The following is a 26,220-nucleotide window of genomic DNA, read 5'->3' as shown; positions in this document are numbered from 1 at the left end:
TGGGGACAACTCCGGAAAAAGATGGAGGCGATTATTCGCGAAACCCCACCCCTTTTTTTAATAAAATCATGTTAAGGAGCGTGAGCAATGCCAACATGAGGACAATAATTCCCATGGCTAAAGATGTATTCACTTCACTTTGACCAATCATCGCATTTCTAAGCGCATTGACCATATAGAGAATAGGATTAAGCCAAGAAACTTTTTGCCAGAATTCAGGAAGCATGTTGATACTGTAAAATACTCCACCTAAATAGGTAAGGGGAGTGAGCACAAAGGTTGGAATAATCATAATATCATCAAAGTTTCGAGCCACCATGGCATTAGTAAAACCTGCCAGAGAAAATACAGCAGAGACCAGCAACACAACCAGCAAGGTCATGGGCAAATGGCCTAGCTCAATAGTTAAGAAAAAGCTAGCAATAATATAGACCAATGCAGCAACGATTAATCCCCTAAATACTCCTCCCAAAACATATCCAAGCAGCAAGAGGCTGTTATGCATTGGACTTACGAGCATTTCATCAATACTTTTTTGAAAGCGGACGCTATAAAGTGAGGAAGATACGTTTCCATAGGAATTGACAATGACTGACATCATAATCAATCCAGGAGCAATGAACATTGGATAACTGACTCCTTGAATCGAGCCGATACGAGGACCAATTAAGCTACCGAAGATGAGAAAATAAAGTGTCGTCGTAATCACTGGTGGCAAAAAGACTTGAGTTGAAATGCGAAACATACGAACTAATTCGCGTCTAACCAAAGTATATAATGCGATAGTTTGTTTTTTAATGGCCATTTTTTATCAGATCCAAAAAGAGTTCTTCTAAGCGATTCGTTTTATTACGCATACTATGAATTTTTATGCGGTTTTTTGTGAACAGGGCAAATGCATCGTTTAAATTCAAATGGTTATCTACCCGGAGCTCTATTGTAGTGCTATCAATCAAAGCCGGTTTAAAGGGATGTAAATCGGGTAAGAGATCGATACGGTTTTCTGTGTTGAAAATAAACGTTTGATGGTGTAGGGTTTGTAACAACGCCTTCATGGACGTATTTTTTATTATTTCTCCTTTATCAATGATGGCAATGTTTTTACACAGTTGTTCTGCTTCTTCCAAATAATGAGTGGTGAGAATAATGGTTGTCCCTTCTGCATTGGTTCGGGTTAAGAATTCCCACATACTGTGGCGGATTTCTATATCGACACCAGCCGTAGGTTCATCAAGAATCAATACCTTAGGTTGGTGAACTAAGGCTCTGGCGATCATGAGTCGACGTTTCATTCCTCCTGATAAATGGCGTGCTATTGAATTTCTTTTTTCCCAAAGGCCTAACTGCTCTAGAAGGGACTCAACTCGGGGTTGTGCGCATTTTCGTGAAATTCCATAGTAGCCGGCTTGGTTTAGGAGGGTTTGTTCACAGGTTTCAAAAATATTGAGATTGATTTCTTGGGGGACAAGTCCTAAACACGATTTGGCTTTCTCCGCTTCTTTTTCTAAATCATAACCATGAATACTGATGCTTCCAGATGTCTTATTAAGTAATGTCGTAATTAAACCAATGGTAGTTGATTTTCCCGCGCCGTTAGCACCCAATAAAGCAAAAAAATCACCCTGGTTTATGGTTAAATCAATGCCCTTTAAGGCTTGTACCCCATTCGCATAGGTTTTATGTAACTGTTTAATGTCTAAGGCGTGCATAGAGATTTAGTGAAAATAAAAAGATTATTATACACACTAATCCTATGATTTCGCGAGTCATTACTCCTTACTCCAAATGAAGAGGGCGTTCCCATCGTAACACGATGCGACAGCCTTGAGTTTCTACCCTTTGGATGACGTGAGTGAATTGGAGAACTCGCTCCGATTCAATAAACAAGACGATTGAGTTTTCATCCAACCAGTAATGCTGTATCGAGGTTGATGAGTAACGCAAACCTCATGAGGTAATTCACTATTAAAACATATGAAGCGATTTTCGGAGGGTAAAACCTTTTTAAGCAATTGATCTTCTGTGTCGTAGAGTTTTAACTCACCACCATATTCAGGTTCCCAATTATTATTTAAATAATAGACACAAGAGATTTTTCGTGTTTTTTGTGTAGCAAACTGGTCGACATGCTTTTTATAAAAGGTGCCTGGCTGATAGGCAGCAAAATGGGTTTCAAATTCATGTAAACCTAAAAAGAGTGACTGATTCAATATTTGAGCTAAATACAGCATTTGCTCTAAGAAGATTTGTATTGTCGGATTGCTCTCATATTCATCCAACCAAAAAATTTCATCAGAGCGAATGATCTCATTATGGTGCGATTCCAATCTACGGCCAATTTTAGCCCCTCGAAATAGTCCTTGTTCATACAAATCTTGGGCTATTAGACGTAATGAGCGGCATTGGTTGGGTTCTAAAAAACCGTCGATAATATAAAACCCTTGAGTACAAAGGTTGTGAATAAGTTGTTCTGAATCAATCAAAGCACTCGTCCTTCAAGTTGGTATTCATATTCACGCCATTGTGGCATGAATTGGCTCATTAGTTCATAAAAGCGTTTATTATGGCTTGGTTCCAGCAGATGAATTAATTCATGAACAAGAACATACTCCAGACAAATCGCAGGTTTTTTGATGAGGTTGAGATTTAGCCAGATACGTGCTGCTTTAGTATTACATGAACCCCAACGGGTTTTCATTTTTCTTATTCCCCATTCGTTGACTTTGACACCAATTATCGTTTCCCAATGTTGAATGAGATCAGGCAATAATATCTGCATTTGATGTTTATACCAACGTTCCAGAATGGTTTGTATCTGTGGAGGAGAACTATTAGGCTGTGTAAAACAGTACATCAGCTCATCATTAATTTTAATCTGTGTAGGGCCATGATGTTCTTCAATGATTAGTAAATACTTTTTCCCTTTGAATGGTACAGTGGCTCCCGTTGCAAAGGTACATTCTTCAGCAATGGCCCGATTACGGATGCGTTCTCTTTGCTGATGTATCCATGCAGTTTTAGATTCAAGATTTTGTCTTATCAGCTGTTCACTGAACCGCAAAGGGGCACTCACTTTAACTAATCCATCAGGCGGATAAATACGTAAGTGCATGTTTTTAATTTTTTTTCGTGATATTTCTATAGGAATACCATCGAGTTCAATGATCATCTCATTAATCTACTTATTCGGAAAACTAAATATAGAAAAACCCGGGTTCTGCTGCGCTGTACCCAGGCTACGATATTTCCCAAATATATAATCGGGATAAGAAAGAGAGCTATTGTACTATCTTTGCGCGCCGATACAAGGACTGTCTATATATTCACCATTAATATTTAAAACCATATTCACATTGGCGCGTTGATAGCGAGCCAATATGTCATACTCCTGTTTGGTGAGATAGCCATAAGAGTTACCACAATACACCAGTGATGTGGCTCCAGGCTTTGGTTTAACCTGTACCGGCAAATCACATTCCCAACGAAATTGTGTTAAATCACAATTTGCGGAATTGGCAAGTGCTAAACTCAAGGGTAAAAGAGATACAGCAATAGTTACATACCACTTCCTTTTCATAGTGTGCACCATTTGCATGTTTATGTTTTTTAAGTATAGGATAAGATTCGAAAAAAGCAGTCAAGGAACCATTATGCTTTTATCCAGTTCTGAGTACATTAAAGCGCTACATGAAGGGAAGTACCTCCTTTTTTTGGGGTGGGTCGATTTTATTACCCAGAAATATGAGCTGATGGGCGCAGAAGACACCGTAAATTTTTTGATTCTCGAATGGCTAAACAGTGATTATTCAGAAGAAGATGCAAAAAAAATAGCGGTCTTACAGGCTGTATATGATTTGGAGTCTAAGCCTTTACAAGGTAAATTGGACTATTCACTTAAAATAATTACCACTGCATTATTTATGTGTATGGTTTTTCGGCTCTCAGATATCCATGTGTCCTTACCCCCGCAACAAAAAATAAAGCCCCGTGAAGCCGAGTTGTTGATTACACAAAATCTTGCTCAGTTAAACCAGTTTACTTATAAGAAGCGATTAGAGGATATGCAAACACAGTTTTATCAGTACGCAGAAGGTGCTGATGAAAAAGAGGTAGTTGATGCTTTTAAAAAAATCAGTGCTATTACTGAACCGAGATACCTCCTTGAGGATTATATTTTGCATTTAGAGCGCATAAAAATAAAAGACGATGAACTTTATGCCACCCGTTTAAGCATGGCAAAACGATTTCTCGGTTATTTATATGAACAAACAGAGTTAACGCCTAAAGTAGCTGAAGTAATTGCTACTTATGTGAACTCACTCCGTGAGTTGCGACCGGGTAAAGGGGAAGTCGCATGTTTGGATAATATTTGCCCTCCTTCAGCCCTGGAAAATACCTGGCGTTGGGTCACTGGGATAGGAATCAGCTTTTTCAGCTTGGTCTTACATGAAAAATCAATTGGTGAGATAATTTCCGGGACAAGTTTAGCGGATAATCCGACTGAGCCGGTTCATCCTGGTCCAGAAAGAAGAGATTGATTTCCCTTCGTACTAAAATACAGATGATGCAATCAACACCTTATGTCGTAAGTTCTATTCCTTTCGTATCGTCGCTAATTTAAGAGCAGACAGTTTTTGGATATAAAACCATCCCAGGTCGAATTCATCTTTTTTATGGGAAAACTTGGCGCTGGCAGGACTGGCATGATGATTATTGTGCAGTTCTTCTCCACAGCCAAGAAGAGCTATTCGACAAATGTTCTTTGAATGGTCATTCGTATCATAACTCTTATATCCTACACTATGAGCCATACCGTTAATGTAAAAGGTTGTAATAATTGATACTAATATAATTTGTATACTCCAAAGGGGAATAGCCCATATTCCTATAGCGAGGATTTCGATACAAAGTAAAAGAATTGGCCCTTTATCGGAGTGTTTTTCATATAAATTTTTCTCTAAAGCATCATAATTTCGAACTTTAAAAGTACGAACCATTTCATTGTTTTTTGCTTCGTTAACTATTTCAAGGCCATAAAATAACATTTTAAAAAGTCCATGTACCACTGGAGAGTGTGGGTCATTGGTAGTGTCTGTGTATTTGTGATGAAGATGATGAATTGCAACCCACTCTCTTCGTTTTATTCCCACAGATAACCATAACCAAAATCTAAAAAAATGAATCAGTAAAGGATGGAACTCCACGGCCCTATGCGTTTCCGAACGATGTAAATAAATGGTTTGGAGCGTTAATGTGAGATGAACAAAAATCAGCAAAAAAATTGAAATATACCACCAATTAACTCCTAAAATTCCTGCTCTAAAATTGGGGTATAAAAAGGCGATAATCCATGTGCCTATAATAATACTGATGCCGGATAAAACAATACCTGTATCAATCCAGTTGATTTTCAAAGAAGATAAATTGAACTTTTTCACCTTAACACCTACCCATCTATTGGTGAATACAATAAGCTCGTTCCAGATTGTGAGTACTTAGTTGAAGATGAAGTGAATTTACTACGATTTCATCAATCCAATAACATCTGGTTGATTGGATACAGCTCACAACTTTTCAAACCAAATTACTACTTCTCATTTAATGCTTCTTATTTTTAAAATCTATTACTCTCAAAGCAAATACCTTCCTTAGCTCTTTCAAAAGCTACATGATTTATTATAGATTATAAATTGATCAAAAATGGCAAATAAATATCAAAATATTTCTTTGCTTTTGAAAAAATGAATAAATAAACAAGAAAAATACGCTTAATTAAATTGATTAAGCAAAAAACGAATCAATTTATCTGGGAAAAAAGCCAATAAACGGGTTAAGTTAACATAGAGAGGGGGTATTTTAATTTCAGCATTTTTCTTTTCTATTCCACGGACTATCCTTTTAGCTGCTTTTGTTGGGCTGTACAGTAAAAACTTAGGAACAGTTCGTTTTTCTGTGAGTGGAGTTTTTATAAAAACTGGAATTACAGTGGAGACTGCAATTTTTTCTTCTGCCAGTTCTAATCTCAATCCTTGCAAAAAGTTACGAATTGCCGCTTTACTGGCTCCATATGCCTCTGCCTCGGGAAGGCAGAAGTTTGACATGGCACTACTCATCCCCACAAGATGTGGATTTGCACTTGCTCGCAACAGCGGCAGAGAGGCCTCAATACCATAACTAACACTTAAGAAATTAGTTTTTATGACCTCTTCAACAGTCCTGCTGTTAAAATTCTTTACATCAATCGCTTCATATTTGCCCGCATTAAGAAAAACCACATCGACGTGACCGTATTTTTCTTTTATTTTTACACCTGTTTCCAGATTCTGATTTCTATTACTCACGTCAAAAACAAAAAAATCGGCCTGAGTTGCTTGCGCTACCTTTTGTAAGTTTGTTTCATTAAGGTCGGAAAGAATTAATTGATATCCTCGGGTGTGCATTTCTTTAGCCACTGCCTCGCCAATACCCGAAGCAGCACCAGTGATCCAAGCTATAGATTTCATCTCAATCCTTTTCATAGCAATGAAAGAAGTCTATTTGCAATTATAGTTCATCCAATCGGCAAATCACGATTCCACCATCCTCCTCCTAAGGATTGGAAAAGCGCTGCAGTATCATTGTACCGCGCAGCTTCTGCTTGAATGACGTTTAAATGACTTTTTAAATACTCAGCCTTGGCTTTTAAGACTGCTAATTGAGTGACTCTACCGAGTTGATATTGAGTTTTAATTAAATTGAATTGAAGAAGGGCGTTTTTTTCTGAATCTGCTTGAGCCTGTAATAGTTCTGCATCAAATTCGAGGGCATGCAGGACATTTGCGACATCGACAAAAGCCTCAACCATCACTTTCCTGTATTGAGCAAGGGAAAACTCATATTCTGCAATAGCCATTTTTCTTTTGGCACGCAAAGAGCCGCCTTTCAATAAGGTTTGAGCCACTTGCCCTGCATAATTCCATACATTATTCATAGGATTAAACAAAGTGCTCAGAGTGGTAGAAAACCATCCAAAGTCGCCTAATAGGTTAAATTTGGGGAATAGATTAGCAGTTGCAACCCCTATTTCCGCACTGGCTTTATGTAATATTGATTCAGCACTCCGTATATCTGGGCGTTGTCTTACGAGTTCAGACGGCAAACTCACTGGTAGTTCCGAGGGGAAATGGAGGCTTTTCAGATTGAAATGAGGAAGATTACTCTCACTGGGCAGCGAGCCAACCAGTACTGCAAGAGCATTATATTTTTTTGCCAAAGTACTTTTAAGAGGGGGAAGGTTCGCTTGAAATGCTTTGAGATGCTTCTCGCTTTCAAGTACCTCCATGCGAGAAAAATGCCCAAGGCGGTAATTCTGTTTAGTCAGTTTTAATGACTCGTGCTGGCAATCAATTAGTGCTTGAGTTGTTGTAAGCTGATCTTGTAATGAAGCAATAGCGATGCTGGTAGTGACTATATTTCCTGTTAATGCTAAATAGGTCGCTTCTAATTCAAAGCGTTCGTAGTCAATGGCGGCGCGTAATGCTTCTAATTGACGTCGCGTTCCTCCAAATAAATCTAAATTATAAGAAACAGTGATTGTATTACTGTAAAGATCAAATTGGTTATTGAACTTGAATGGAAGCTTTTGTCCTGGCAGCGGTGCAAGATTAATTCCTGTTGCGATTAATGTATTTCGCTCGCGACTAGCTAAAAATTGAGTGCTTGCTGTTGGAAATAATTCAGGCCCAGCAACGGCAATTAAGTTAGCCTGGGCTTTACGCAAATTGGCTTTACTCATTTCCACCGATGGATTGTTCTTTAAACCCTGTTCGATGAGCGCATTTATTTCTTTAGAGTGAAAAATTCGCCACCAAGAGCTGGAAATGTCTTGCCTATAACGTAAACGTTGAGATGTACCGGCAGGACTTGAAGCAGCAACTGTTTTTTTAAGAGTAGACCCTTGATTGTAATTAATATTTTTAGGTGCTTCGGGTGAACGAAAATTAGGTCCAACTTTACAACTGGAAAGAATTAATAAGCATAAAAATAAAGAAATTTTTTGCATTGGAGCTTCTTACGTTGAGTGGATTGTATTTATAAACAATGAGTAATAAGTTTTATACGTTCCTATTTAAATTAATTGTAACTGGTTGTCCAGGATGTAACGAGTTAAATGCTGTTTTTACTGGTCTTGCTTCAACTCGATAAACGAACTTTGTTCTGGAGCTTTCGCTAAATATATAAGGTGGAGTATATTCTGTTTTTGAAGAAATGTAGTTCACCTTTGCTGGGTAATTTTTTTTACATCCATCGCAACTAATCATTACTTCATTGTTCAATTTCAATTCTGCCAATAAGGGTTCAGGAATATAAAAAACGACTTTTAGATTTTCAGGAGCAATAATAGATAGAACGGGGCGTTCTTTAGCAACTAATTCACCCACGGTAAAATAAGTATCGTATATATATCCGGAAGTAGAAGCATAGATTCTTTTATTCGATTCATTCCACTGGGCTTCTGCTATTTCTGCCATGGAAGATTTGACCGACGCTTCTTGAACTACTAATGCTTCTTTGGCATTAAGATAATGATTTTTTACTTCGTCAAGCTGCTCGCGGCTTACTCCTCCGGACTGAGCCAGTTTTTTATAGCGCTCAAATAAATTTTTGTGATATTGCAATTGGGTTTGCTTCATCTTAGCTTGTGCCAAAGCTTGGATAAGATTTGCTTTGGCTTTTTTAAATTGAGCTTCTTGTGGTTGTATATCTAAGGTAAATAATAAATCTCCCTTTTGAACTTTATTTCCTTTAGTAACATCCAAACTGATGAGATTGCCCGAAAAGCTGCTTGAAATGTAAGTATAATCAGCATCAATATATCCCTGCAAAGTATTGCTTTCTTCTTTACAAGCAATACTCATGATGCATAATGTTGAAAGAAACAACCATCTTGAGAAAGGGTTTGGCATATTATTTTTTTTTCAATAATGAGGTCAGATAACCCCAAAAATAAGAAATTAACATCAAATGGTGTTGATTGACAATATTTGGGTTGAAATTGCCGTTCATTTCTCCTCACAATACCCCCTTTATATGAATTGCCACTCCTATAAATCTTAAGATAGGATAGTTCTTTTATAAGCTTACGAATAGGTAAGGTTTAAGATCGACATTCAAGGAATGTAAATGTTAAAAAATGAATTTCTTCGTATTTGGTCGATTGCTAAAAAAGAATTGATACAGATCAAACGAGATTTTTTGATCATTTTATGGCTAATATTTGTTCCGGTACTGCAAATACTCTTATTTGGCTATATTATTAATACGGATCCCAAACATTTACCTACCGTTGTTATTTCATCTGAGAATACCTCGTTCACACGAAGTTTGTTAGAAGGATTGAAAAATACGCACTATTTTTCAATTGAAACAATGAGCAATAATGAGGAAACTGCGAAAAGACTATTACTAAGTGGCAAAGTATTATTCGTCATTAATATTCCTCCTCATTTTACACGTGATCTCATTCGAGGAAACCAGCCTCATGTATTGATTGAGGCTGATGCTTCCGATCCCATTGTTGTTGCGAATGCTTTCCGGGCTATATCTGAGTTACCTGTTAAAGTATTTGAACGCGAATTACAAGGGGCTCTGAGTTATCTTGCTCCCACACAGGCCCCTTTTGTGTTTGATATTCAAGCCAAATATAATCCTGAATATATTTCGCAATTTAATACGATCCCGGGGTTAATTGCCTTATTAATTTTTTCAACACTTTCTGTTTTAACAGCAGTTTCTATTAACTCCGAGGTTGAGCGAGGAACTTTTGAAACCTTGTTAATAACCCCTTTAACACCAGCAAATATAATCTTAGGAAAAGTAATTCCTTATTTTATTTTGGGATATGTACTTTTATTTGTACTTTTAGCGATTGCCTATTTTATTTTTGCTATTCCTTTTCAAGGAAGCCTTGCGCTTTATTTGTTGTTAATGGCACCTTATTCAATATCGAGTTTGGGTACAGGACTTGCTATTTCTGCAGTCACTAAGACTCAATTTGCCGCATTAGGTTTATCGAATGCCTATATGATTATTGCAACGATTATTTCGGGTTTTTTGTTTCCATTTAGTGGGATACCACACTGGGCACAATATATCAGTCAAATGATACCCCTTACTCATTTTTTGCGCGTAACTCGAAATAGCATGTTAAAAGGGGCGAATTGGGATATTTTATGGCCAGATACCTGGCCTATAATTATTTTTACAATAATTATCCTTCTATTAGGTGTTTTACTTTTCAGAAGAACGTTAGACTAATCAAAATAACACCCTTAAAGAACATCTGATTTTGAAGATATGGATATTCTGACGATGAACGACAATTCAGAACACTACACAAACCTTATTTTAAAACATCCTCTTTTTTGTCTTTTAGACTCTCAAAGTGCACATGAATTAATTGAATATTCACAATCAGAATATGTTGATGCGGAACAAGTGATTGTCAGTGAAGGAGAACCTATTGATTGTATCTATTTGATAGTCTCTGGAACCGCTGAAGTAACAAGAGCGGTCCATACGATGGAAAAGCAGCAAGTCATGCGTATTGCTGTATTAAAAAAAGGGGATATTATCGGTTTGTCCTCAGAAGGATTTGCCTCCCATACGGGTTTACGAACTGCCACCGTGAGGGCCAATAGTCCTATGCATCTACTTAAAGTAAGCCTGTATGATTTCTTACAATTTTTAAAACAACCGCAAGTCAAATATCCCAATTTAAGAAAGCTAAGTGAAGAGTTTCTTTTAATTCAATACATTCGTTCGCATCATCTATTTAAAAATTTTACTCATGAAAAAATTCAAGTTATGGTAAGAACTGCACAAAATATAAAAATTTCTTCAGGGACTTGTTTGTATCAAAAAGGAGATGTTGCCGATGCTTGTTATTATCTTTTGAAAGGGGAAGTGGCACTTCTCAATTATGAACAGAGTGTCTCGACACGAATTAAAATCAATCAAATGTTTGGTGATGCCGAATTTATGTCGGATCAGAGAAGAAATGAGAGTGCTTATGTGAAAAGTGACAGTGAACTATTAATCATAGAAGCGGAACTGGTTAAAAAATTTATTCCTGTCGACACACCATCCTTATTTCAAAAGGTCATTTCTAAAATTATGAGAAAACAAATATGATGGATTATCAATTTTTTTTATTCCCATCCCGATTAAATTTCAATGGCATCTGTTATGGATAGAAGCAATTATATTATCGATGTAAGGCACCTAACAAAAAAATTCGCTGACAACCAAGGGGTTAATAATCTTGAATTGAAAGTGAAATACGGTGAAATATTTGGATTTATTGGTCCCAATGGAGCGGGGAAAACGACTTCAATAAGAATGTTATGTGGTCTTATTACCCCTGACTCTGGTGCGGGAGAATGTGTTGGTTTTGATATTCTCACTCAATCACGCCAGATTAAAACATTGGTGGGTTATATGTCACAGAATTTTGGTTTATATAAAGATCTTACTGTCTATGAAAACATGCTTTTTTTTGCTGAGGTATATGGTGTCATTAATAAAAAAGATCAAATAGAAAAGTATCTTCATAAATTTGATCTGGAAAAACACAAACACCAAATCGCCGGTACCTTATCTGGAGGATGGAAGCAGCGCTTATCTTTAGCTGTTTCTCTGTTGCATGATCCCTTATTGTTATTACTGGATGAACCTACCGCTAATATTGATCCCAAAGCAAGGCGCGAGTTTTGGGAACTCATGCATCAACTGTCAAGAGAGGGGATTACCATTTTATTGAGTTCACACAATTTGGATGAAGTCGATAAATGCGACAAAATTGCCTATATGTGCTATGGGCGCACTCTGATGTCGGGAACGATTGAAGAGATATTAAATTCGGTAAATTTGGCTACTTGGTCGATCAAGGGGAAAAATATCGCCATGTTAGCCCATCAACTCGAAGCAACTGATGGAGTAGATCAGGTCCTACGATTTCATAATACGCTTCATGTGAGCAGTAAGAATCAGGAAGAATTAGCTCAAGCGATACAACCCTATATTTCCAATAAATTTTTCCATGGAGAACTCGTTGATACGACCTTAGAGGATGTATTCGTTTGGCTCTCTACGTTTGCTGACCAGAGAATCGAATGATAAAGGTCGAAGTTTGGCGGATTTTATCCGTAGCTAAAAAAGAGTGGACCCAGATTAAGCGTAATGTTTCTACCTTTTTATTTTTATTTTGTATTCCGGTGATTCAAATACTGCTATTTGGTTTCGTGATTAATACGAATCCTAAGTTTTTACCCACATCAGTTCTCGCTACCGAAGAAAGCTCTTTTACTCGAAACTTATTGGAAAGTTTTAAACACACCGAGTATTTTTCACTTGATTCTATGGCTCAAACTGAAAAAGCGGCTGAGAATTTATTACTGAGTGGAAGGGGATTGTTTGTTATCAATATTCCGCCTAATTTCTCCAGGGACTTATTAAGAGGAAATAATCCTCATGTACTGATTGAAGCAGACGCAACGGATCCAGTTGCTGTCGCCAATGCATTTCGTGCGGTTTCGGTTTTACCTGAAAAAGTATTTGAACGGGAGTCAAAAGGCTCTTTAAGTTATCTTTCTACGCAGCAAACACCGTTCATGTTCGATATCCACCCCAAATTTAATCCTGAAGGTATCTCACAATATTATATGGTGCCGGGGTTAATTTCCGTATTATTATTTACAACACTTACTCTGCTAACCGCAATGTCAATTACGGCAGAATATGAAGCTGGAACTTTTGAGACCTTATTAATTACACCGCTCAGTGCCATCAATATAATTTTTGGTAAAGTAATTCCCCATTTTATTGTCGGGTATCTTATTTTATTTATTTTATTACTTGTTTCTTCTCTGGTTTTTTCCGTTCCCTTTCATGGAAGTCTCCTTCTTTACTTCTTAATTATGGCTCCCTATTCTATAGGCAGTTTGGCTATGGGGCTTGCTATTTCGGCTTTTGCTAAAACGCAATTACAAGCTGTTGCTTCAACGAATGTTTACATCTTGGTAGCCATGATGATATCTGGTTTTCTGTTTCCCTTTAGTGGCATGCCAACCTGGGCTCAATATATAGGTCAAATGCTTCCGTTGACGCATTTTTTGAGGATTACGCGAAATATTATGTTGAAAGGTGCGGATTTTAGCATTCTTTGGCCTGATATCTGGCCCATTTTATTGTTTATGGTTCTTATTGTTATCTTGAGTACTTTACTGTTCAGAAAGACATTGGATTAGATAGGTTGAAAATTTGAGCCATCTAACCCTCAATGCGAAACAAAAAATCAATATTGCTTCGCTGGATTAGATGCAGCTCAAATTGTGCATCCAGCCTTAAATTAAAGCGGTGCGTTAAGATTAGTCTTTTTTACCGGTTAACTTTTCTTTGATACGTGCTGCACGACCAGCTAAGTTACGGAGGTAATAAAGTTTAGCACGACGCACATCACCACGTCTTTTTACAGTAATGCTATCAACAATAGGACTGTACGTTTGGAATACACGCTCTACACCAACACCGTGAGAGATTTTACGAACAGTGAATGCTGAATTCAAACCGCGATTACGTTTTGCAATAACAACGCCTTCAAAAGCTTGTAAACGCTCACGGGTACCTTCAATTACTTTCACTTGAACCAAAACAGTATCACCTGGGTTGAAAGCAGGGATTTCTTTACCTTGCATTTGCTCAGCATTCAGTTGGTCAATAATATTAGTCATGGACTACTCCTCAAATTGGTTCATCCTTTAGGAATCACCGTGTTCATACATAAACTCAGCAAGCAATTGCTTATCTGTTTCACTTAACTGTATTTTTTCAAGTAAATCTGGTCGTTTAAGCCAGGTTTTACCCAGAGATTGCTTTCTTCGCCACAGTTCTATATCTCTGTGATTACCACCTAATAAAACGGGTGGTACCTCTAATCCGTCAACGGTTGCTGGTCGAGTATAATGAGGGCAATCCAGTAAACCATTCATAAAAGAATCTTGTTCTGCTGAACCAAGATGCCCTAGACTCCCTGGTATTAAACGAATTATTGCATCGATAAATACCGTAGCAGCCAGCTCACCGCCACTTAAAACAAAATCCCCGAGAGACCATTCTTCATCAACATATTGTTGAAGAATACGCTCATCAATTCCTTCATATCGCCCGGCAATAAACAGCAAGGGTTGTTTGTCACGTGCCACTTGATTTAAGTCATTTTGTCGAATTACCTTACCTTGAGGACTCAAGTAAATCGTTTTACAATGACTCGGCATTTGACTACGTGCCTGCATAATTGCCCCTTTTAAGGGCTCATACATCATCACCATTCCCGGACCGCCACCATAAGGCTTATCATCGACTTGCCTATAGGGCCTGGAAGACCAATCTCTTGGGTTCCAGTAATCAATCTTGACTAGTTTCTGCTCAATTGCTCTACCCGTAATGCCATAGTTTAATGCATTCAGTATTTCGGGTATTAAGCTGATTACTCCGAGATGAAGTACCACTTAAAAATCCATATCCCAATCAACAGTAATTAATTGCTGGTTGGTATCAATATCTAATATAAACTGGTCGAGTAAATAAGGTATTAAATGTTTTTTATTACCTTCTACAACCAAAACATCATTTGCACCTGTAGGAATTATTTCCGTGACAGTCCCAAAAGATTCACCCTTTTGGTTGATCACCTTCATTCCTATAAGTTGATGCCAATAATATTCACCAGGTTTTAGTGTTTCCAGTTGTTCCTGTTGAACTGCAATTTCTATATTAGTGAGGTGAGCTACTGATTCGCGCTCAGGATAACCTTCAATTTGGGCTATGATGGATTTAGTTTGTACTTCAGCACGCAATAACTTTATTGGCTGCCATTTATTGTTGATAAAGGCATGCCAATTTGTGTACTTCAGCACATTATCTCGAGGCTCTGTAAAGGAGTGAACCGTAACAAAACCTTTAACACCATGTGGCCGCCCAAAACGGGCAATTACTATCCAGTTTTCCTGATTATTCACGTTATTAAGCAGCTTCGCCTTTTTTATTAAACTCTTTGACTAAAGCGCTTACGCGATCAGACAATTGTGCGCCTACTTTTTGCCATTGGCTTAATTTTTCTGCATCAATGTGCAAACGTACTTCTTGCCCACGAGCTACAGGGTTAAAATAACCGATACGCTCAATGTAACTGCCATCGCGGCGTTTGCGACTGTCAGTAACGACCATATGATAAAACGGACGCTTTTTGGCGCCACCTCTTGATAAACGTATAACGACCATTGTTTTCCTCTACTTTAGAGTGGTTACGTAAAAATGCCGTGTATTGTACGAAAATTAATTCAGCATGTGAAGTAATTCTTGCGAATTATTTAAAATCATCGGGTAATATGCCTTTTAAACCGGCCATCCCACCAAGTCCACGCATCATTTTTTGCATTCCACCAGGTTTGGTAAATTTTTTCATCATTTTTTGCATTTGTTCAAATTGCTTCAATAACTTATTCACATCCTGTATTTGTGTTCCCGATCCCAAAGCAATACGTTTTTTGCGTGAACCCACAATAAGCTTGGGTATACGACGTTCTTTGGGCGTCATGGAGTTAATAATGGCAATCGTTTGCGCCATGGCTTTATCGCTAACTTGTTTCATTGCCTGCTGTGGCATCATTTGACTGACACCAGGTAGTTTACTCATCATTCCAGTAATACCACCCATATTATTCATTTGCAGAAGCTGTTGTTTAAAGTCTTCCAGATCAAAGCTTTTGCCTTTTTTCAGTTTTTTAGCAAGTTTTTCACTGGCTTGTTTGTCCGCCTTACGCTCAACTTCTTCAATCAGCGTGAGAATATCTCCCATGCCAAGAATTCTTGAGGCAATTCGCTCAGGATGAAACGGCTCCAACGCATCTACTTTTTCACCACTACCGATAAATTTAATGGGTTGGCCGGTAATTTGTTTTACAGAAAGAGCAGCTCCCCCTCGTGCATCACCATCGGTTTTGGTCAGAATGACCCCGGTTAGCGGCAGGGCTTCATGAAAAGCTTTTGCGGTATTTGCAGCATCTTGCCCCGTCATGCTGTCGACCACAAACAGGGTTTCAATCGGATTAATTTCTTTGTGTAGGCCTTTAATTTCAGCCATCATATCCGCATCAATATGCAATCGGCCTGCTGTATCAATCAGCAAGACATCCATATATTGTTTTTTCGCGGCATCAAGCGATTTTTTTGCAATGGCAAGTGGCTGTTCATTGGCTTCTGCTGGGAAGAAGGTAACACCTATTTGATCCGCCAATACTTTAAGCTGTTGAATTGCTGCAGGTCGATAGACGTCGACGCTGGTTACCATTACTTTTTTATTCTCAGACTCTTTTAAGTAACGAGCTAATTTCGCTGTACTGGTTGTTTTACCAGAGCCTTGCAATCCTGCCATTAAAAATACTGCAGGGGGTTGGGTTTTAAAATTAAGCTCGGCACGTTCATCGCCCATGATATGGATTAATTCATCATGAACGATTTTAACAAAGGCTTGATCAGGATTTAATTCCGTTAAGACTTCTTGCCCTAATGCTTTTTGTTTTACTTGTTCAATAAATTCTTTAATAACAGGCAATGCAACATCGGCTTCAAGCAGTGAAAGCCTGACTTCGCGCAGGACGTGTTGTACATTCTCTTCAGTTAATCGACCCTGTCCCCGTAAATTTTTAAAGGTGCGAGTCAAACGTTCGGTTAAGGTTTCAAACATGATGTGGTGCCCGAAAAAAATTGAAACTATAGCACAGAGAAGCCATGATATGAAACTGTTGGGAACATCGTCTCAACTTAAGGGGATGCAGCTCGGACCAGACCATGCCCTAATCCGCGATTAAGGCCACATTCCCTACGTCTTCTAATATGGGCTCTGTATAAATAATAGTATTGTCCACTTCTCTTGCGGGGGCGAGTGATTTTGTGCATAAAGACAGGAAAAAAGGCAGAGATTTTCTGATTAAATCATGTTATTTTACAGTGCGTATTAAAAATCTGCGGGTTACTAAACAAAATCAAGGAACATTTTGTTTAATTATTACCCTATTATTAAGGGTTTCTTAAGCTAATTTCTATATAATTAAGCTTCTGCATGCCCAAAACTGCACTGAAGGAATGCGATGATCGAGAAAAAACATTCACTGACAATTTTCAGTCTGACTATGATAACCGTTGGCTCTGTAGACAGCATACGCAATTTGCCTGCTACAGCCTTATTCGGTAGTCAATTAATCTTTTATTTTGTTTTAGGTGCTTTATTTTTTCTAATTCCCACCGCTTTGGTTTCAGCAGAGTTGGCTTCAGGATGGGCTCGTCAGGGTGGGATTTATATTTGGGTAAAACAGGCTTTTGGCAAAAAAATGGGTTTCTTAGCCATTTGGTTGCAATGGATAGAAAATGTTATCTGGTATCCCACGATTTTATCTTTTGTTGCCGGAACTATTGGCTATTTAATTAATCCCGAGCTAACAAGCAATCCTGTTTTTCTATGGGCAATCATCGTGAGTTCTTTTTGGGGCGCTACGATTTTGAACCTGCGTGGAATGAAATCTTCTGCCGCATTCAGTAATTTGTGTTCTCTTGCAGGTTTATTGTTACCCATGTCATTAATTATTGGTCTTGGGGTGGTATGGATGACCCAAGGGAATCCCTTACAGATTCAATTTGATATCCCCAGCATTGTGCCCCATTTGTCCGATAAATCCATGTGGGTATCCTTAACTGCGATTATTATGTCCTTTTGTGGTATCGAGATTGCCACAGTTCATGCTAATGATGTCAATAACCCACAGCATGCTTTTCCCAAGGTTTTAATCTATTCGGTAGGGATTATTTTAAGTACTTTAATTCTTGGCTCTTTAGCCATTGCGATTGTTTTACCTGGAAAAGACATCAATTTAGTAGCGGGTATTATGCAAGCATTCGAGGCGTTTTTTTCCAGCTATCATTTATACTGGATGATGCCTGTAGTTGCTTTAATGCTGGTTCTGGGAGGACTGGGTGGTGTGAGTAACTGGATCATTGCCCCCACCAAAGGATTATTGGTTGCTGCAGAGGATGGGAATTTGCCAGAGTACTTCCAACGTACGAATGCAAAAGGTGCCCCGGTCGTGATGCTTTTCACGCAGGCGAGCATTGTCACTGTCTTATCCGCCTTATTTTTATTTATGCCGAGTGTGAATGGTTCTTATTGGTTATTAACTGCGTTAGCCGCGCAATTGTATATGTTGATGTATTTCATCATGTTTGCTGCAGCAATTAAATTGCGTTTTTCTGAGCCGCACCATCATCGACCTTTTGCAATCCCAGGCGGAATAGCAGGAATGTTATTTGTCGCAGGTATTGGCATTATTGGGGTATGTGCTACCTTAGCAGTGAGTTTTATTCCACCCGAAGGGATTAATGTTGGGGGTATTGTACGTTATGAAATGACCTTAATTGGTGGCTTAATTTTAATGTGTTTACCACCATTTATCAGTTCTTGGTCGCAAGAAAAAACAGCAGTATTGGAGGCTGTTCCAGATTAACGATCCTTGCATACGTTTCTTGACCTAAGTTAAGAAGAGGCATTTATGGACCAGAGCATGATGGCCAAAGCAAATGGATAGACCAGCAGAATCCAATGAATTACTAAGCCAGTTAATGGCAAGGTTACCCGAATTGGAATGGAAAATTAGCGAGCTTGGTCCATTTTTTTCAAGTCAACGCTTGCCTAAAGGGTTATTCCGTCTTGATGCAGAGATCAGTGGTGCAGCATGTATTGCGGAAATTAAAGCAGACATCCACGCTTTAGGTAAGCAACAAAATAAGCGCAGTGCGTTTTATTTGGCAGAGCGAATCAGACAAAAAATTAATGTTCTGGTGGTTTTATGTCAAATGCATCAAGGTAAAAATAAGCCAGAGGAAAAACCTTCATTTGGCATTAAGATGTTAAGTACCAGGCGGCAATGGATCACTGATCTTGAGACGGAAGTCAAAACCTTGGAAGAACAGCAGCAAGCAATGACTAAAGCTTTGGAGCATCTGAGGCACAATCCTAATGCCAATGCGATTTTGCATTTAAAAGCAGAGTTAGGGGAAGTAGAGCGTCGCCTCACTTTAGCCAAAGAAACGCTCAACCGAGCGGTTTCTTAATCAATAAGAAATCACGCATCGCAATTTTTTTGTGCCCACCTGCATTAATCCCATGCAGCAATGCGACATAGTTCATATTTTATCACCTAAATCTTCAGCAAAGCGCAACATATAACCATCCGGATCTAAAATAATGAATTGCCGTTGGCCAATTTTAAGCTCACCCGCTTGATACCATCGGTCTTCGATAGGCATAAAGAGATTGATTTTATAGCGTTGAATGTGGCTGTATAATTGATCGATCTCAGTCGTTTTTATTTGTAAATTTATCCCCCGACCAAAAGGGACCTCGAGTGGGGCAGTTAACCATATTCGACCCACTTGCTTTATTTGCTCCAACATCAAGCGCGCTCCTTGACGCTCGAGCATCGCAAATTGTTCTTCGTCACGTTGGTATTGGACATTAAATCCTAATACCTCGGTATAAAAAGACAAGCTACGGTCTATATTAGAACAATATAATTCGGGTATAAGTGCTGTGGTCAATCGTTCGATGTTCATAGACTCAGAGTGTATCACCAAGGGATTAGTTAATAATTTACATTAAAAGTGGATAAATAACAGCAGGCCAAGGTAAGCTTAGTTTTGATGAGTCAGGATTACTTTCCATGCCGAGCCGTAGTCGGGATGTAGCAAACACACATTGGGAGAATATCATGCGATTTAAGGGAAAGACGATAGTGGTAACTGGTGGAAGCAGCGGTATTGGTTTTGCTGTTGCAAAACGAGTTACTGATGAGGGTGGACGCGTGATTATCACCGGCCGCAATCAAACGAAACTGGAAACGGCTCTAAAAATCCTTGGAAAAACGGCGCAATCCCTTGTCTCTGATGCCAGTCGCATCAGTGATATTGAAGCCTTGTTTTCTTCCATTAAAAAAGAGGTGGGTTTTATCGATGGACTTTTTGCCAATGCAGGCACGGTACTCTTTGAACCGGTAGATGTAGTGACGGAAGAGCATTTCGATTATCTCATGAATACCAATGTGAAAAGTGTCTTTTTTACTTTGCAAAAAGCAATTCCGCATTTGGCGGAGGGGGCATCCATTGTGGTGAATGCCTCTGTTGCTGGAAGTACAGGTCACGCTACTTCTTCAGTGTACAGTGCGACTAAAGCGGCGGTGCGCTCCATAGCGCGTACTTTTGCTGCCAGTCTTTTGGAGCGAAAAATTCGTGTCAACGCCGTAAGCCCAGGGCCAATTGATACGCCACTGTGGTTCGTTGAAGGGGGGCTTCCCGCAGATCAGGTGCATAAGGTTTTAGAGGATATCAAGGCAGCCAATCCGATGAAACGCTTTGGATCTGCAGAAGAAGTTGCCGCGGCAGTCGCTTTCTTACTTACCTCGGAATCTTCTTATATTACAGGAAGTGAGCTCTTTGTCGATGGAGGATTGACTCAACTTTAAGCTTTGTGCATGGTCATTGTTTTGGGAGGTATTGATTTAGCAATTAGCCTTCCTTGGCTCAAGTTCGATTTATAGGGCGGGGGTGAAGCTGGTTGATTCCTCCTGCATAAATCCGAATTTATTTTCTATGACATTCGTTCTATCTCTGAATTGTTGCAACGTTGAGGCTATGTTTAACAACTCATCTTGATCTTGAATTTTTGTTGTAGAGGCAGCTAAATTGCTGAAATCCTTATTTACGAATAAAGATTCGTTTGAACGTTGTGTTTTTGCATTGATATTAGTAACACCACCAAAAAATCTGTCCTGGAATCCAAGAGAGATCATGGAGTGAGTCAGAAGATTTAAATCAACATCGTCTAGTTTTTTCTTTTCATCAAGTGTTACTTGCTTGGATTGGCTGGCTTGTTTCTTAATATCCTCAAGAAACTCTTCGATTAGTTCTAATAATTCGTCTGGGTCTTGAATAATCTTTTTTGCTAACGCGTGGCTCAGTTTATTACGACTTTTTGCAACCTGCAGATTTGCTCCCTCAGCGAGTTGTAAAGTACCATTGGTTTGCTCTAATAACATATCGGCAAAAAACTCATTGAGATCTGCTAATTTTGCTCTAATCTCTTTTAATTGTGGAAAAATAAGCGAGAACTTTTCTAAAGACGCCAGAAAAGATTTTGTAGTTTGATAACAATTTTTAACTTTAACCAGAGGGTTTGATTTTATTGCATCAAAAGTTGGATCGAATGCCGCAAAAGTACTTATATAATCAGTCAGATTTACTTTCAAAATGTACTCCAATTGGTTTTGTTTAAATTTAAAAGCATTCCTTGCTGTATGTACTTCAAAAGTTCCCTAAATTTTTTATATTGTCAAAAAATCGCGCGATTGTAGCTTTTGAGTTAAAAATAGTCAAAGTAAGGTAATGACCTTCTTATATTTTTGATCTTAATTGCTTTTAGTGGAATTTTTTGCGGTTTACTGCTGAAAAGCGACTCATAAAGCCTTTTTCTTAATCCCAAAATGATCATTTTTCGAGTCTCAATCAAATTGAATTCATTTAGCGTGTTACATGCTTTTCTGAATATGCGTGGTTTCTTCGTCCTCATTCTCCACCTGAGCCAATGGTGTTGAAGTCGAAAGTGTAGCTGCAACAGATGGGTTTAATTGCGAACTAAAAAAAATAAATTGATGTCGTGAGTTGTCAACTGGAAGAGGAAGCAACCTGATCCTGGACGAGAGGGATGGAAGTTCATCCCTTGGCATAGAAAACCGAGGCCTAGTGAAATTCAATAGTGTATTCTTTGAAGGGGTAGCAGCATAAGGTTGTTTTAATTTCGAGCAACCAAAAAAAGTTAAGTTGTGTGGCGAGTCATTCACTGGAAGGGGAAGCAACTTAAGCCTGGAAGAGAGAGGTGGTTTCTCATTATTTTGTAAAGAAGACTCGGGAATATTCTTTGGAGATTGAGTAGCGGTAGTTCCCTGCCAATTTTCAACTGATTGATTAAACCCAGTTGCAGGAATTTCATTGGGATTAAAACCCAAGTTCTGGACTACCTCATCCAGTGATAATGGTTCTTCACTTAACATATCATTTGGGAAAATAATTGGGTTATTAACTTGATGCTCAATTAGTGTTTTTGTTGAAACAGGCCAATGTACCGTTGCATGAGTATTGGGGTCACTAGAGAGCCTATCTATTCCTGACGAAATCGCTTTTATTCTAAATGTATGCTCATCGATCTTTACCAGGTATACGAAGGTACTTTCGTTTATATCATGGAATTTTTGATCAATGGGATCATAATATTTAGGCATTAGGTTTCTTATTAGTGACAAATTTACAACATCATAGCATTAGTGCTCCCTTCAGTTGTATTAAAATTCCTATGGGTTTGTGAACCGTCTAAATTAGATATCCAGAAATATGTAATTTCCTGTGAAAACCAGTTCGTAAACTCTATACATTAATCAAAGTTCATTAATTTTAACTGATTAATACTTAATAAACTTGTATAGCTATAATCAGAAAAATAAATAGATTTAAAAAAGTGATTGACAATTCTATCTTCTAATAGATAGAATCGGATTATGAAAATTACAACAATGCAAGAAAAAATATTAACCACTGCAGAAAGCTTAATCCAGAAGATGGGTTATAACGCTTTTAGTTACAAAGATATTGCTCAAGTGGTGGGCATTAAAACATCAAGCATACATTATTATTATCCAGCTAAAGAAGACTTGGCTGCTGCTGTAATAGATTGGCAACTATCTCGATTGTCTTTTTTTTTAAATGAGTTGCAATTCAACTCTTCATTGTCTTTGCAGAAAAAGTTATTGAGCTTAGTAGATAAAGTGATTTCTTTGACTTTGCATGATGAGATGAAAATGTGTTTGGGTGGTATGCTTGCCTCAGATGTAATTTCATTAACCGAAAAGGTTAAAGTGAAAGTCCGAACTTTTTTTAATGTTTTGGAAAGATGGATAAAAGAAGCAATCAGTGAAGGGGTTACTGATAAACAAAGACTAGGCATAGCTCAACCTGAGGAACTTTCTAGATATATACTGGTTCAACTAGAAGGGGGGTTGCTGATGTCAAGACTGTATGAGGATATTTCTTATGTTGAAACAGTGAAACAATATATTAAAAAAACATTTTGATTTTTTTTATTTGATTTATCTATCTATCAATAGATAGTCAAAGATGTCTATGAAATTTAAACTATTAATTATTTGTTCTCTTACTTTTGGATTAATAACTTCTAACTATGCGAGTAAAACAACCATGATAATTAACGCTAATAACATTAACAACGCTACTTATATCAATATGGAAAGCAAAAACGAATCAACGTCAAAATTTGAAGAATTTCTTAGAAAGGGTGCTCTACTTGTGCGTCAAACCGAACCTAATACTGCTCTGTGGTTCGCGTTAAAAGACGGCAATCATCTTGCTATTTTTGATATTTTTCTTAATGAAAAAGGAAGGGAGCTGCATTTTGCTGGTCAAGTTGCAAAAGCATTAAAAGAAAGTGCTTCACAATTGGTAATAGGAGGGTGGGAACAAGGAGTATTACATAATATAAGTAATTACGATGTCATTGCCTCTAATAACTTTAATATGGATATGGTTTTGACTGCTCAGGAAGCATCTTATATTGTTTTTAAGGCAAAAACGGGTAAATCTCATGAGTTAGAACTTTTATTAAAAGAAGGTTCGCAACTTATTAATTCAACAGAACCAAAAACTTATTTTTGGGTTGCTTTAAAAACTGACAAAAATACTTATGCTATATTTGATGCCTTTCATAATAAAGCCGCTCAGAATGCTCATTTCTCTGGCCGAGTTGCATCTACCCTACAGAAAAATGCGGAACATTTGATTGCAGGAGGATGGGAAAAAGGAGTTTTAGCCCATGTTCGTAATTTTCAAATTATTGCTTCATCCTAATGTTGCGCACCCTGGTGCGCATTTCTTTGTCGTACTATCGGACAATATATTAAGCTGATTAGAGTACACCTTATTGATATAAATCCTATTGAGTAAAATTTTCACCTGTTTCCATAAAACGATAGATATTAAAAGCACACATATGCACATATGGGGTCAGGCCTTGAATTATGAATTTACTTTTAATTGAAAATTCACAATTCAAGGCCTGACCCTCTAAGTCTATGCTCAGCAAAAAAATTTAACGGAAGTTGTTTTTCTGATAAAGAAAAAACAACTACAAAAATTTTTATGTAAAGGATTATTACGATTTCCAAAAAATTCTGATAAATATACTGCATTTACAGATTGTTTAAAACAATCTATTAATTGCAATGATTTAGAAAGTTGGCAAATTTTATTAGATAAAGTAAAAGCTGCGAGTGCCATACATTCTGATCAAGGATTTAAAGGTTGTTTTAAATGACAAAAATATACGCAATAGTTAGTCCTGCATTTACTATGTCTGGTGATGGTTTCGCAGATATAGCATATTTAGCAGTTGCTCCTTTTCATAAGCTGTTTTATGAGCGAGTTTGCGGCTACTCTTTAGGTCATAATGCTCATTTCTATGACACTATACAAGAAGCTAAAAGTAGGTTTGAACGGGTAATAGCAAGCGATGCTGCATCGATTTCTAGAAGAGTAACTCAAAGTGCTATTATAGAATTAGAATTTGATCAAGGGCAGATCATTGGATTTAATAAAATCTATATTGTGGATGATATTACACAACTCATTAAATCAAAAAAAGATGCCCGTTTTTTTAAAGTAATAGATGTGCCTGTGTGGAAAGAACTAACGATTGGATCTGCTGATATATCAGCTAACGCGCTTGCTGAAATTAACAGACAATATCAAACTAAAGATGGACAACATCTCAGCTCTGCGATGACTAATTAGTTCATTTTTCAGCAACGATTGCACATTGTACGAGGTAATTTAAAGTATACATATGGGGTCAGGCCTTGAATTGTGAATCAACTTATAATTGAAAATTCACAATTCAAGGCCTGACCCTCTAACTCCGCTTTAATAAATAGATGTTAAAATTTTGTTCTTTACTGGCTAATAATAGACCACCATGAAATCTAAAGATGAAAATATTTCTCTCAAAAGAAAAGCAAGCGCAATAGAACAAGTCCAATTAGATGGGCCGAAAAGCCTAGAGGTAGATGGGATAGTGGAAATAGGGAAAGAAGAATTCTATCAGCAAAAAGCGCCTAAAAAGCAAAAAGAGATCACTGATAGCAGCTCTAATGAATTGCTACCCCCTACAATCATGGAAGAGCTACTGAAATTGATGTTTTCTCAACCGGAAGTTTTAACACCCCAACCACTGAATCCTAATTCATATTCATCCATATTTTCCCCACTTAATGAGCCACAACAAAAAGAGGTTATGACTCAAACAGTGGAGGCGAATAATGAAGGGGTACAGATCCTTACTATTGATGATGAAGGCAAGGGGAGAGAGGAAGAGTTGGTGATAGGCGACAACCCTTTTGCTACGACTACTCCTGCACAAAGTCACAGACCAATATTTTATCTTGATGATAATAAATCTATTCAAGAGCTAGAGAATTCAATTCACTTATCAGTCAATGGTTCCCAGGTTAACTTTCAATACAAAAGTGGCAAAAAAGACAAACCCGATCTGGTTTACATTGCTCCTCTGAATATCATTTCATCACCGCAAATTCACTATGGTGTTTACGCCAGGCGTTTCATCAAAAAGGGAACTGTTTTATTCGAGTACACTGGTGAAAAAGTTTCCGATGAGGAAAATCAGGATGAAAAGAAAGACAGAGATTATTTTATGTTTTTGAAAAACAGGAACAAAATACTTGATGCAAAATACCAGGGAAATGTCTCTCGTTTTATTAATGCTTCAACCATTCAGGAAAATGTCGAATTTATAGAAAAGAAAAAAAGAATGTTGGTCATTGCCGCCAGAGATATTTATGAAGATGAGCAATTATTAGTTGATTATGGTAAAGATTATTATTTTTGCTTTAAACCTCTCTTTTTACACCCTGAGTTATGCTCGAATCTGGTGTATGGGAAAAATAAATTAGGTGGCGTATTCTGTTGATTGTTCCGCAAGAACATAATCAACAAAAGGAA

Annotated in this window: 30 protein-coding genes; 12 read left to right on the top strand and 18 right to left on the bottom strand. The window is 37.8% G+C overall.

Annotated elements, in window-relative coordinates; translation table 11 throughout:
- Window positions 1-31: 31 nt before the first annotated feature.
- The 5 genes from ACF8MK_RS02475 to ACF8MK_RS02455 all read right to left on the bottom strand — a co-directional run bounded on the left by ACF8MK_RS02475 (window position 32) and on the right by ACF8MK_RS02455 (window position 3,577).
- Complete coding sequence (locus ACF8MK_RS02475; protein ID WP_392538050.1) at window positions 32-805, bottom strand: ABC transporter permease; 774 nt, start codon at window positions 803-805, stop codon at window positions 32-34.
- Window positions 795-1,709: an ABC transporter ATP-binding protein gene (locus ACF8MK_RS02470; protein ID WP_392538049.1), complete on the bottom strand. Its 915-nt coding sequence runs from the start codon at window positions 1,707-1,709 to the stop codon at window positions 795-797. The genes ACF8MK_RS02475 and ACF8MK_RS02470 overlap by 11 nt, the downstream gene beginning before the upstream one ends.
- A gap of 123 nt (window positions 1,710-1,832) precedes the next feature.
- Window positions 1,833-2,483: a 2OG-Fe(II) oxygenase gene (locus ACF8MK_RS02465; RefSeq protein ID WP_392538048.1), complete on the bottom strand. Its 651-nt coding sequence runs from the start codon at window positions 2,481-2,483 to the stop codon at window positions 1,833-1,835.
- Window positions 2,480-3,169: a M48 family metallopeptidase gene (locus tag ACF8MK_RS02460; RefSeq protein WP_265702182.1), complete on the bottom strand. Its 690-nt coding sequence runs from the start codon at window positions 3,167-3,169 to the stop codon at window positions 2,480-2,482. Before ACF8MK_RS02460 ends, ACF8MK_RS02465 begins: the two co-directional genes overlap by 4 nt.
- 117 nt (window positions 3,170-3,286) lie before the next feature.
- A complete protein-coding gene (locus ACF8MK_RS02455) occupies window positions 3,287-3,577 on the bottom strand; it encodes a hypothetical protein (protein ID WP_028381321.1) in 291 nt (96 codons plus the stop codon).
- Window positions 3,578-3,650: 73 nt separating this feature from the next.
- Between ACF8MK_RS02455 and ACF8MK_RS02450 the strand changes: the two genes are divergently transcribed.
- Entirely contained in the window at window positions 3,651-4,538 is an 888-nt protein-coding gene (locus ACF8MK_RS02450; RefSeq protein WP_392538047.1) for a helical bundle domain-containing protein, read from the top strand.
- A 54-nt stretch (window positions 4,539-4,592) separates the two neighbouring features.
- Here the strand turns inward: ACF8MK_RS02450 and ACF8MK_RS02445 are convergent, their stop codons facing one another.
- The 4 genes from ACF8MK_RS02445 to ACF8MK_RS02430 form a co-directional block, all read right to left on the bottom strand.
- Window positions 4,593-5,438, bottom strand: a complete 846-nt coding sequence (locus ACF8MK_RS02445) for an acyl-CoA desaturase (RefSeq protein WP_392538046.1) — start codon at window positions 5,436-5,438, stop codon at window positions 4,593-4,595.
- A 330-nt stretch (window positions 5,439-5,768) separates the two neighbouring features.
- Complete coding sequence (locus tag ACF8MK_RS02440) at window positions 5,769-6,503, bottom strand: SDR family NAD(P)-dependent oxidoreductase (RefSeq protein ID WP_392538045.1); 735 nt, start codon at window positions 6,501-6,503, stop codon at window positions 5,769-5,771.
- Window positions 6,504-6,550: 47 nt separating this feature from the next.
- On the bottom strand, window positions 6,551-8,041 hold the full coding sequence (locus ACF8MK_RS02435; protein WP_392538044.1) for an efflux transporter outer membrane subunit: 1,491 nt from the start codon (window positions 8,039-8,041) through the stop codon (window positions 6,551-6,553).
- 52 nt (window positions 8,042-8,093) lie between these two features.
- Window positions 8,094-8,897 carry an HlyD family secretion protein gene (locus ACF8MK_RS02430; RefSeq protein ID WP_392538043.1) on the bottom strand — a complete coding sequence of 268 codons (804 nt, stop codon included), beginning with the start codon at window positions 8,895-8,897 and terminating at the stop codon, window positions 8,094-8,096.
- Between the two features lie 265 nt (window positions 8,898-9,162).
- Between ACF8MK_RS02430 and ACF8MK_RS02425 the strand changes: the two genes are divergently transcribed.
- The 4 genes from ACF8MK_RS02425 to ACF8MK_RS02410 are packed head-to-tail and all read left to right on the top strand — an operon-like array spanning window position 9,163 to window position 13,286.
- Window positions 9,163-10,296 carry an ABC transporter permease gene (locus ACF8MK_RS02425; protein WP_392538042.1) on the top strand — a complete coding sequence of 378 codons (1,134 nt, stop codon included), beginning with the start codon at window positions 9,163-9,165 and terminating at the stop codon, window positions 10,294-10,296.
- 54 nt (window positions 10,297-10,350) lie between these two features.
- A complete protein-coding gene (locus ACF8MK_RS02420) occupies window positions 10,351-11,172 on the top strand; it encodes a cyclic nucleotide-binding domain-containing protein (protein WP_392538041.1) in 822 nt (273 codons plus the stop codon).
- Between the two features lie 54 nt (window positions 11,173-11,226).
- Complete coding sequence (locus ACF8MK_RS02415) at window positions 11,227-12,156, top strand: ABC transporter ATP-binding protein (protein ID WP_392538040.1); 930 nt, start codon at window positions 11,227-11,229, stop codon at window positions 12,154-12,156.
- Window positions 12,153-13,286: an ABC transporter permease gene (locus tag ACF8MK_RS02410; RefSeq protein WP_392538039.1), complete on the top strand. Its 1,134-nt coding sequence runs from the start codon at window positions 12,153-12,155 to the stop codon at window positions 13,284-13,286. Before ACF8MK_RS02415 ends, ACF8MK_RS02410 begins: the two co-directional genes overlap by 4 nt.
- Before the next feature lie 120 nt (window positions 13,287-13,406).
- Here ACF8MK_RS02410 and rplS read toward each other — a convergent pair whose 3' ends face one another.
- The 5 genes from rplS to ffh all read right to left on the bottom strand — a co-directional run bounded on the left by rplS (window position 13,407) and on the right by ffh (window position 16,783).
- A complete protein-coding gene (gene rplS / locus ACF8MK_RS02405) occupies window positions 13,407-13,769 on the bottom strand; it encodes a 50S ribosomal protein L19 (RefSeq protein ID WP_392538038.1) in 363 nt (120 codons plus the stop codon).
- A gap of 27 nt (window positions 13,770-13,796) precedes the next feature.
- Window positions 13,797-14,546: a tRNA (guanosine(37)-N1)-methyltransferase TrmD gene (gene trmD / locus ACF8MK_RS02400; RefSeq protein ID WP_392538037.1), complete on the bottom strand. Its 750-nt coding sequence runs from the start codon at window positions 14,544-14,546 to the stop codon at window positions 13,797-13,799.
- A complete protein-coding gene (gene rimM, locus ACF8MK_RS02395; RefSeq protein WP_265702194.1) occupies window positions 14,547-15,056 on the bottom strand; it encodes a ribosome maturation factor RimM in 510 nt (169 codons plus the stop codon).
- 4 nt (window positions 15,057-15,060) lie between these two features.
- Window positions 15,061-15,318: a 30S ribosomal protein S16 gene (rpsP, locus tag ACF8MK_RS02390; protein WP_265702195.1), complete on the bottom strand. Its 258-nt coding sequence runs from the start codon at window positions 15,316-15,318 to the stop codon at window positions 15,061-15,063.
- A gap of 85 nt (window positions 15,319-15,403) precedes the next feature.
- A complete protein-coding gene (gene ffh, locus ACF8MK_RS02385; RefSeq protein WP_392538036.1) occupies window positions 15,404-16,783 on the bottom strand; it encodes a signal recognition particle protein in 1,380 nt (459 codons plus the stop codon).
- A gap of 403 nt (window positions 16,784-17,186) precedes the next feature.
- Here ffh and ACF8MK_RS02380 point away from each other — a divergent pair, with 403 nt between their 5' ends.
- Entirely contained in the window at window positions 17,187-18,593 is a 1,407-nt protein-coding gene (locus ACF8MK_RS02380; RefSeq protein ID WP_392538035.1) for an APC family permease, read from the top strand.
- Window positions 18,594-18,666: 73 nt separating this feature from the next.
- The gene (locus ACF8MK_RS02375; protein ID WP_392538034.1) at window positions 18,667-19,200 is read left to right on the top strand and encodes a hypothetical protein; all 534 of its coding nucleotides are present in this window, start codon (window positions 18,667-18,669) and stop codon (window positions 19,198-19,200) included.
- Here ACF8MK_RS02375 and ACF8MK_RS02370 read toward each other — a convergent pair.
- Together ACF8MK_RS02370 and ACF8MK_RS02365 are read right to left on the bottom strand one after the other, a co-directional pair.
- Window positions 19,181-19,276: a DUF1697 domain-containing protein gene (locus tag ACF8MK_RS02370; protein ID WP_392538033.1), complete on the bottom strand. Its 96-nt coding sequence runs from the start codon at window positions 19,274-19,276 to the stop codon at window positions 19,181-19,183. The genes ACF8MK_RS02375 and ACF8MK_RS02370 overlap by 20 nt on opposite strands.
- Window positions 19,273-19,701 carry a bleomycin resistance protein gene (locus ACF8MK_RS02365; RefSeq protein WP_392538032.1) on the bottom strand — a complete coding sequence of 143 codons (429 nt, stop codon included), beginning with the start codon at window positions 19,699-19,701 and terminating at the stop codon, window positions 19,273-19,275. The genes ACF8MK_RS02370 and ACF8MK_RS02365 overlap by 4 nt, the downstream gene beginning before the upstream one ends.
- Window positions 19,702-19,856: 155 nt before the next feature.
- Here ACF8MK_RS02365 and ACF8MK_RS02360 point away from each other — a divergent pair, with 155 nt between their 5' ends.
- Entirely contained in the window at window positions 19,857-20,606 is a 750-nt protein-coding gene (locus ACF8MK_RS02360) for an SDR family oxidoreductase (protein ID WP_392538031.1), read from the top strand.
- A 69-nt stretch (window positions 20,607-20,675) separates the two neighbouring features.
- On the opposite strand, the gene ACF8MK_RS02355 is transcribed toward ACF8MK_RS02360, so the two are convergent.
- Both ACF8MK_RS02355 and ACF8MK_RS02350 read right to left on the bottom strand, forming a co-directional pair.
- Window positions 20,676-21,389, bottom strand: coding sequence for a hypothetical protein (locus ACF8MK_RS02355; protein ID WP_392538030.1), 714 nt, complete (start codon window positions 21,387-21,389; stop codon window positions 20,676-20,678).
- A 279-nt stretch (window positions 21,390-21,668) separates the two neighbouring features.
- Window positions 21,669-22,418: a hypothetical protein gene (locus tag ACF8MK_RS02350; RefSeq protein WP_392538029.1), complete on the bottom strand. Its 750-nt coding sequence runs from the start codon at window positions 22,416-22,418 to the stop codon at window positions 21,669-21,671.
- Between the two features lie 273 nt (window positions 22,419-22,691).
- Here ACF8MK_RS02350 and ACF8MK_RS02345 point away from each other — a divergent pair, with 273 nt between their 5' ends.
- The 4 genes from ACF8MK_RS02345 to ACF8MK_RS02330 all read left to right on the top strand — a co-directional run bounded on the left by ACF8MK_RS02345 (window position 22,692) and on the right by ACF8MK_RS02330 (window position 26,188).
- Window positions 22,692-23,264 carry a TetR/AcrR family transcriptional regulator gene (locus ACF8MK_RS02345; RefSeq protein ID WP_392538028.1) on the top strand — a complete coding sequence of 191 codons (573 nt, stop codon included), beginning with the start codon at window positions 22,692-22,694 and terminating at the stop codon, window positions 23,262-23,264.
- A gap of 49 nt (window positions 23,265-23,313) precedes the next feature.
- Window positions 23,314-24,054 carry a putative quinol monooxygenase gene (locus ACF8MK_RS02340; protein ID WP_392538027.1) on the top strand — a complete coding sequence of 247 codons (741 nt, stop codon included), beginning with the start codon at window positions 23,314-23,316 and terminating at the stop codon, window positions 24,052-24,054.
- Between the two features lie 462 nt (window positions 24,055-24,516).
- Entirely contained in the window at window positions 24,517-24,996 is a 480-nt protein-coding gene (locus tag ACF8MK_RS02335) for a hypothetical protein (RefSeq protein ID WP_392538026.1), read from the top strand.
- Between the two features lie 181 nt (window positions 24,997-25,177).
- Window positions 25,178-26,188 (top strand): SET domain-containing protein-lysine N-methyltransferase, encoded by a 1,011-nt coding sequence (locus ACF8MK_RS02330; RefSeq protein WP_392538025.1) that lies wholly within the window; start codon window positions 25,178-25,180, stop codon window positions 26,186-26,188.
- Window positions 26,189-26,220 lie beyond the last annotated feature (32 nt).

The organism is Legionella sp. 227, assembly GCF_043161935.1.
GTDB classification, from domain to species: domain Bacteria; phylum Pseudomonadota; class Gammaproteobacteria; order Legionellales; family Legionellaceae; genus Legionella; species Legionella sheltonii.
This window is presented reverse-complemented; position numbering and strand designations above follow the sequence as displayed.

Coding starts and splice junctions, on each gene's coding strand:
- ACF8MK_RS02475 (WP_392538050.1), bottom strand. CDS start 805: ATGGCCATTAAAAAACAAACTATCGCATTATATACTTTGGTTAGACGC.
- ACF8MK_RS02470 (WP_392538049.1), bottom strand. CDS start 1,709: ATGCACGCCTTAGACATTAAACAGTTACATAAAACCTATGCGAATGGG.
- ACF8MK_RS02460 (WP_265702182.1), bottom strand. CDS start 3,169: ATGATCATTGAACTCGATGGTATTCCTATAGAAATATCACGAAAAAAA.
- ACF8MK_RS02455 (WP_028381321.1), bottom strand. CDS start 3,577: ATGAAAAGGAAGTGGTATGTAACTATTGCTGTATCTCTTTTACCCTTG.
- ACF8MK_RS02450 (WP_392538047.1), top strand. CDS start 3,651: ATGCTTTTATCCAGTTCTGAGTACATTAAAGCGCTACATGAAGGGAAG.
- ACF8MK_RS02440 (WP_392538045.1), bottom strand. CDS start 6,503: ATGAAATCTATAGCTTGGATCACTGGTGCTGCTTCGGGTATTGGCGAG.
- ACF8MK_RS02435 (WP_392538044.1), bottom strand. CDS start 8,041: ATGCAAAAAATTTCTTTATTTTTATGCTTATTAATTCTTTCCAGTTGT.
- ACF8MK_RS02430 (WP_392538043.1), bottom strand. CDS start 8,897: ATGAGTATTGCTTGTAAAGAAGAAAGCAATACTTTGCAGGGATATATT.
- ACF8MK_RS02425 (WP_392538042.1), top strand. CDS start 9,163: ATGTTAAAAAATGAATTTCTTCGTATTTGGTCGATTGCTAAAAAAGAA.
- ACF8MK_RS02420 (WP_392538041.1), top strand. CDS start 10,351: ATGAACGACAATTCAGAACACTACACAAACCTTATTTTAAAACATCCT.
- ACF8MK_RS02415 (WP_392538040.1), top strand. CDS start 11,227: ATGGATAGAAGCAATTATATTATCGATGTAAGGCACCTAACAAAAAAA.
- ACF8MK_RS02410 (WP_392538039.1), top strand. CDS start 12,153: ATGATAAAGGTCGAAGTTTGGCGGATTTTATCCGTAGCTAAAAAAGAG.
- rplS (WP_392538038.1), bottom strand. CDS start 13,769: ATGACTAATATTATTGACCAACTGAATGCTGAGCAAATGCAAGGTAAA.
- rpsP (WP_265702195.1), bottom strand. CDS start 15,318: ATGGTCGTTATACGTTTATCAAGAGGTGGCGCCAAAAAGCGTCCGTTT.
- ffh (WP_392538036.1), bottom strand. CDS start 16,783: ATGTTTGAAACCTTAACCGAACGTTTGACTCGCACCTTTAAAAATTTA.
- ACF8MK_RS02380 (WP_392538035.1), top strand. CDS start 17,187: ATGATCGAGAAAAAACATTCACTGACAATTTTCAGTCTGACTATGATA.
- ACF8MK_RS02375 (WP_392538034.1), top strand. CDS start 18,667: ATGGATAGACCAGCAGAATCCAATGAATTACTAAGCCAGTTAATGGCA.
- ACF8MK_RS02370 (WP_392538033.1), bottom strand. CDS start 19,276: ATGAACTATGTCGCATTGCTGCATGGGATTAATGCAGGTGGGCACAAA.
- ACF8MK_RS02365 (WP_392538032.1), bottom strand. CDS start 19,701: ATGAACATCGAACGATTGACCACAGCACTTATACCCGAATTATATTGT.
- ACF8MK_RS02360 (WP_392538031.1), top strand. CDS start 19,857: ATGCGATTTAAGGGAAAGACGATAGTGGTAACTGGTGGAAGCAGCGGT.
- ACF8MK_RS02350 (WP_392538029.1), bottom strand. CDS start 22,418: ATGCCTAAATATTATGATCCCATTGATCAAAAATTCCATGATATAAAC.
- ACF8MK_RS02345 (WP_392538028.1), top strand. CDS start 22,692: ATGAAAATTACAACAATGCAAGAAAAAATATTAACCACTGCAGAAAGC.
- ACF8MK_RS02340 (WP_392538027.1), top strand. CDS start 23,314: ATGAAATTTAAACTATTAATTATTTGTTCTCTTACTTTTGGATTAATA.
- ACF8MK_RS02335 (WP_392538026.1), top strand. CDS start 24,517: ATGACAAAAATATACGCAATAGTTAGTCCTGCATTTACTATGTCTGGT.
- ACF8MK_RS02330 (WP_392538025.1), top strand. CDS start 25,178: ATGAAATCTAAAGATGAAAATATTTCTCTCAAAAGAAAAGCAAGCGCA.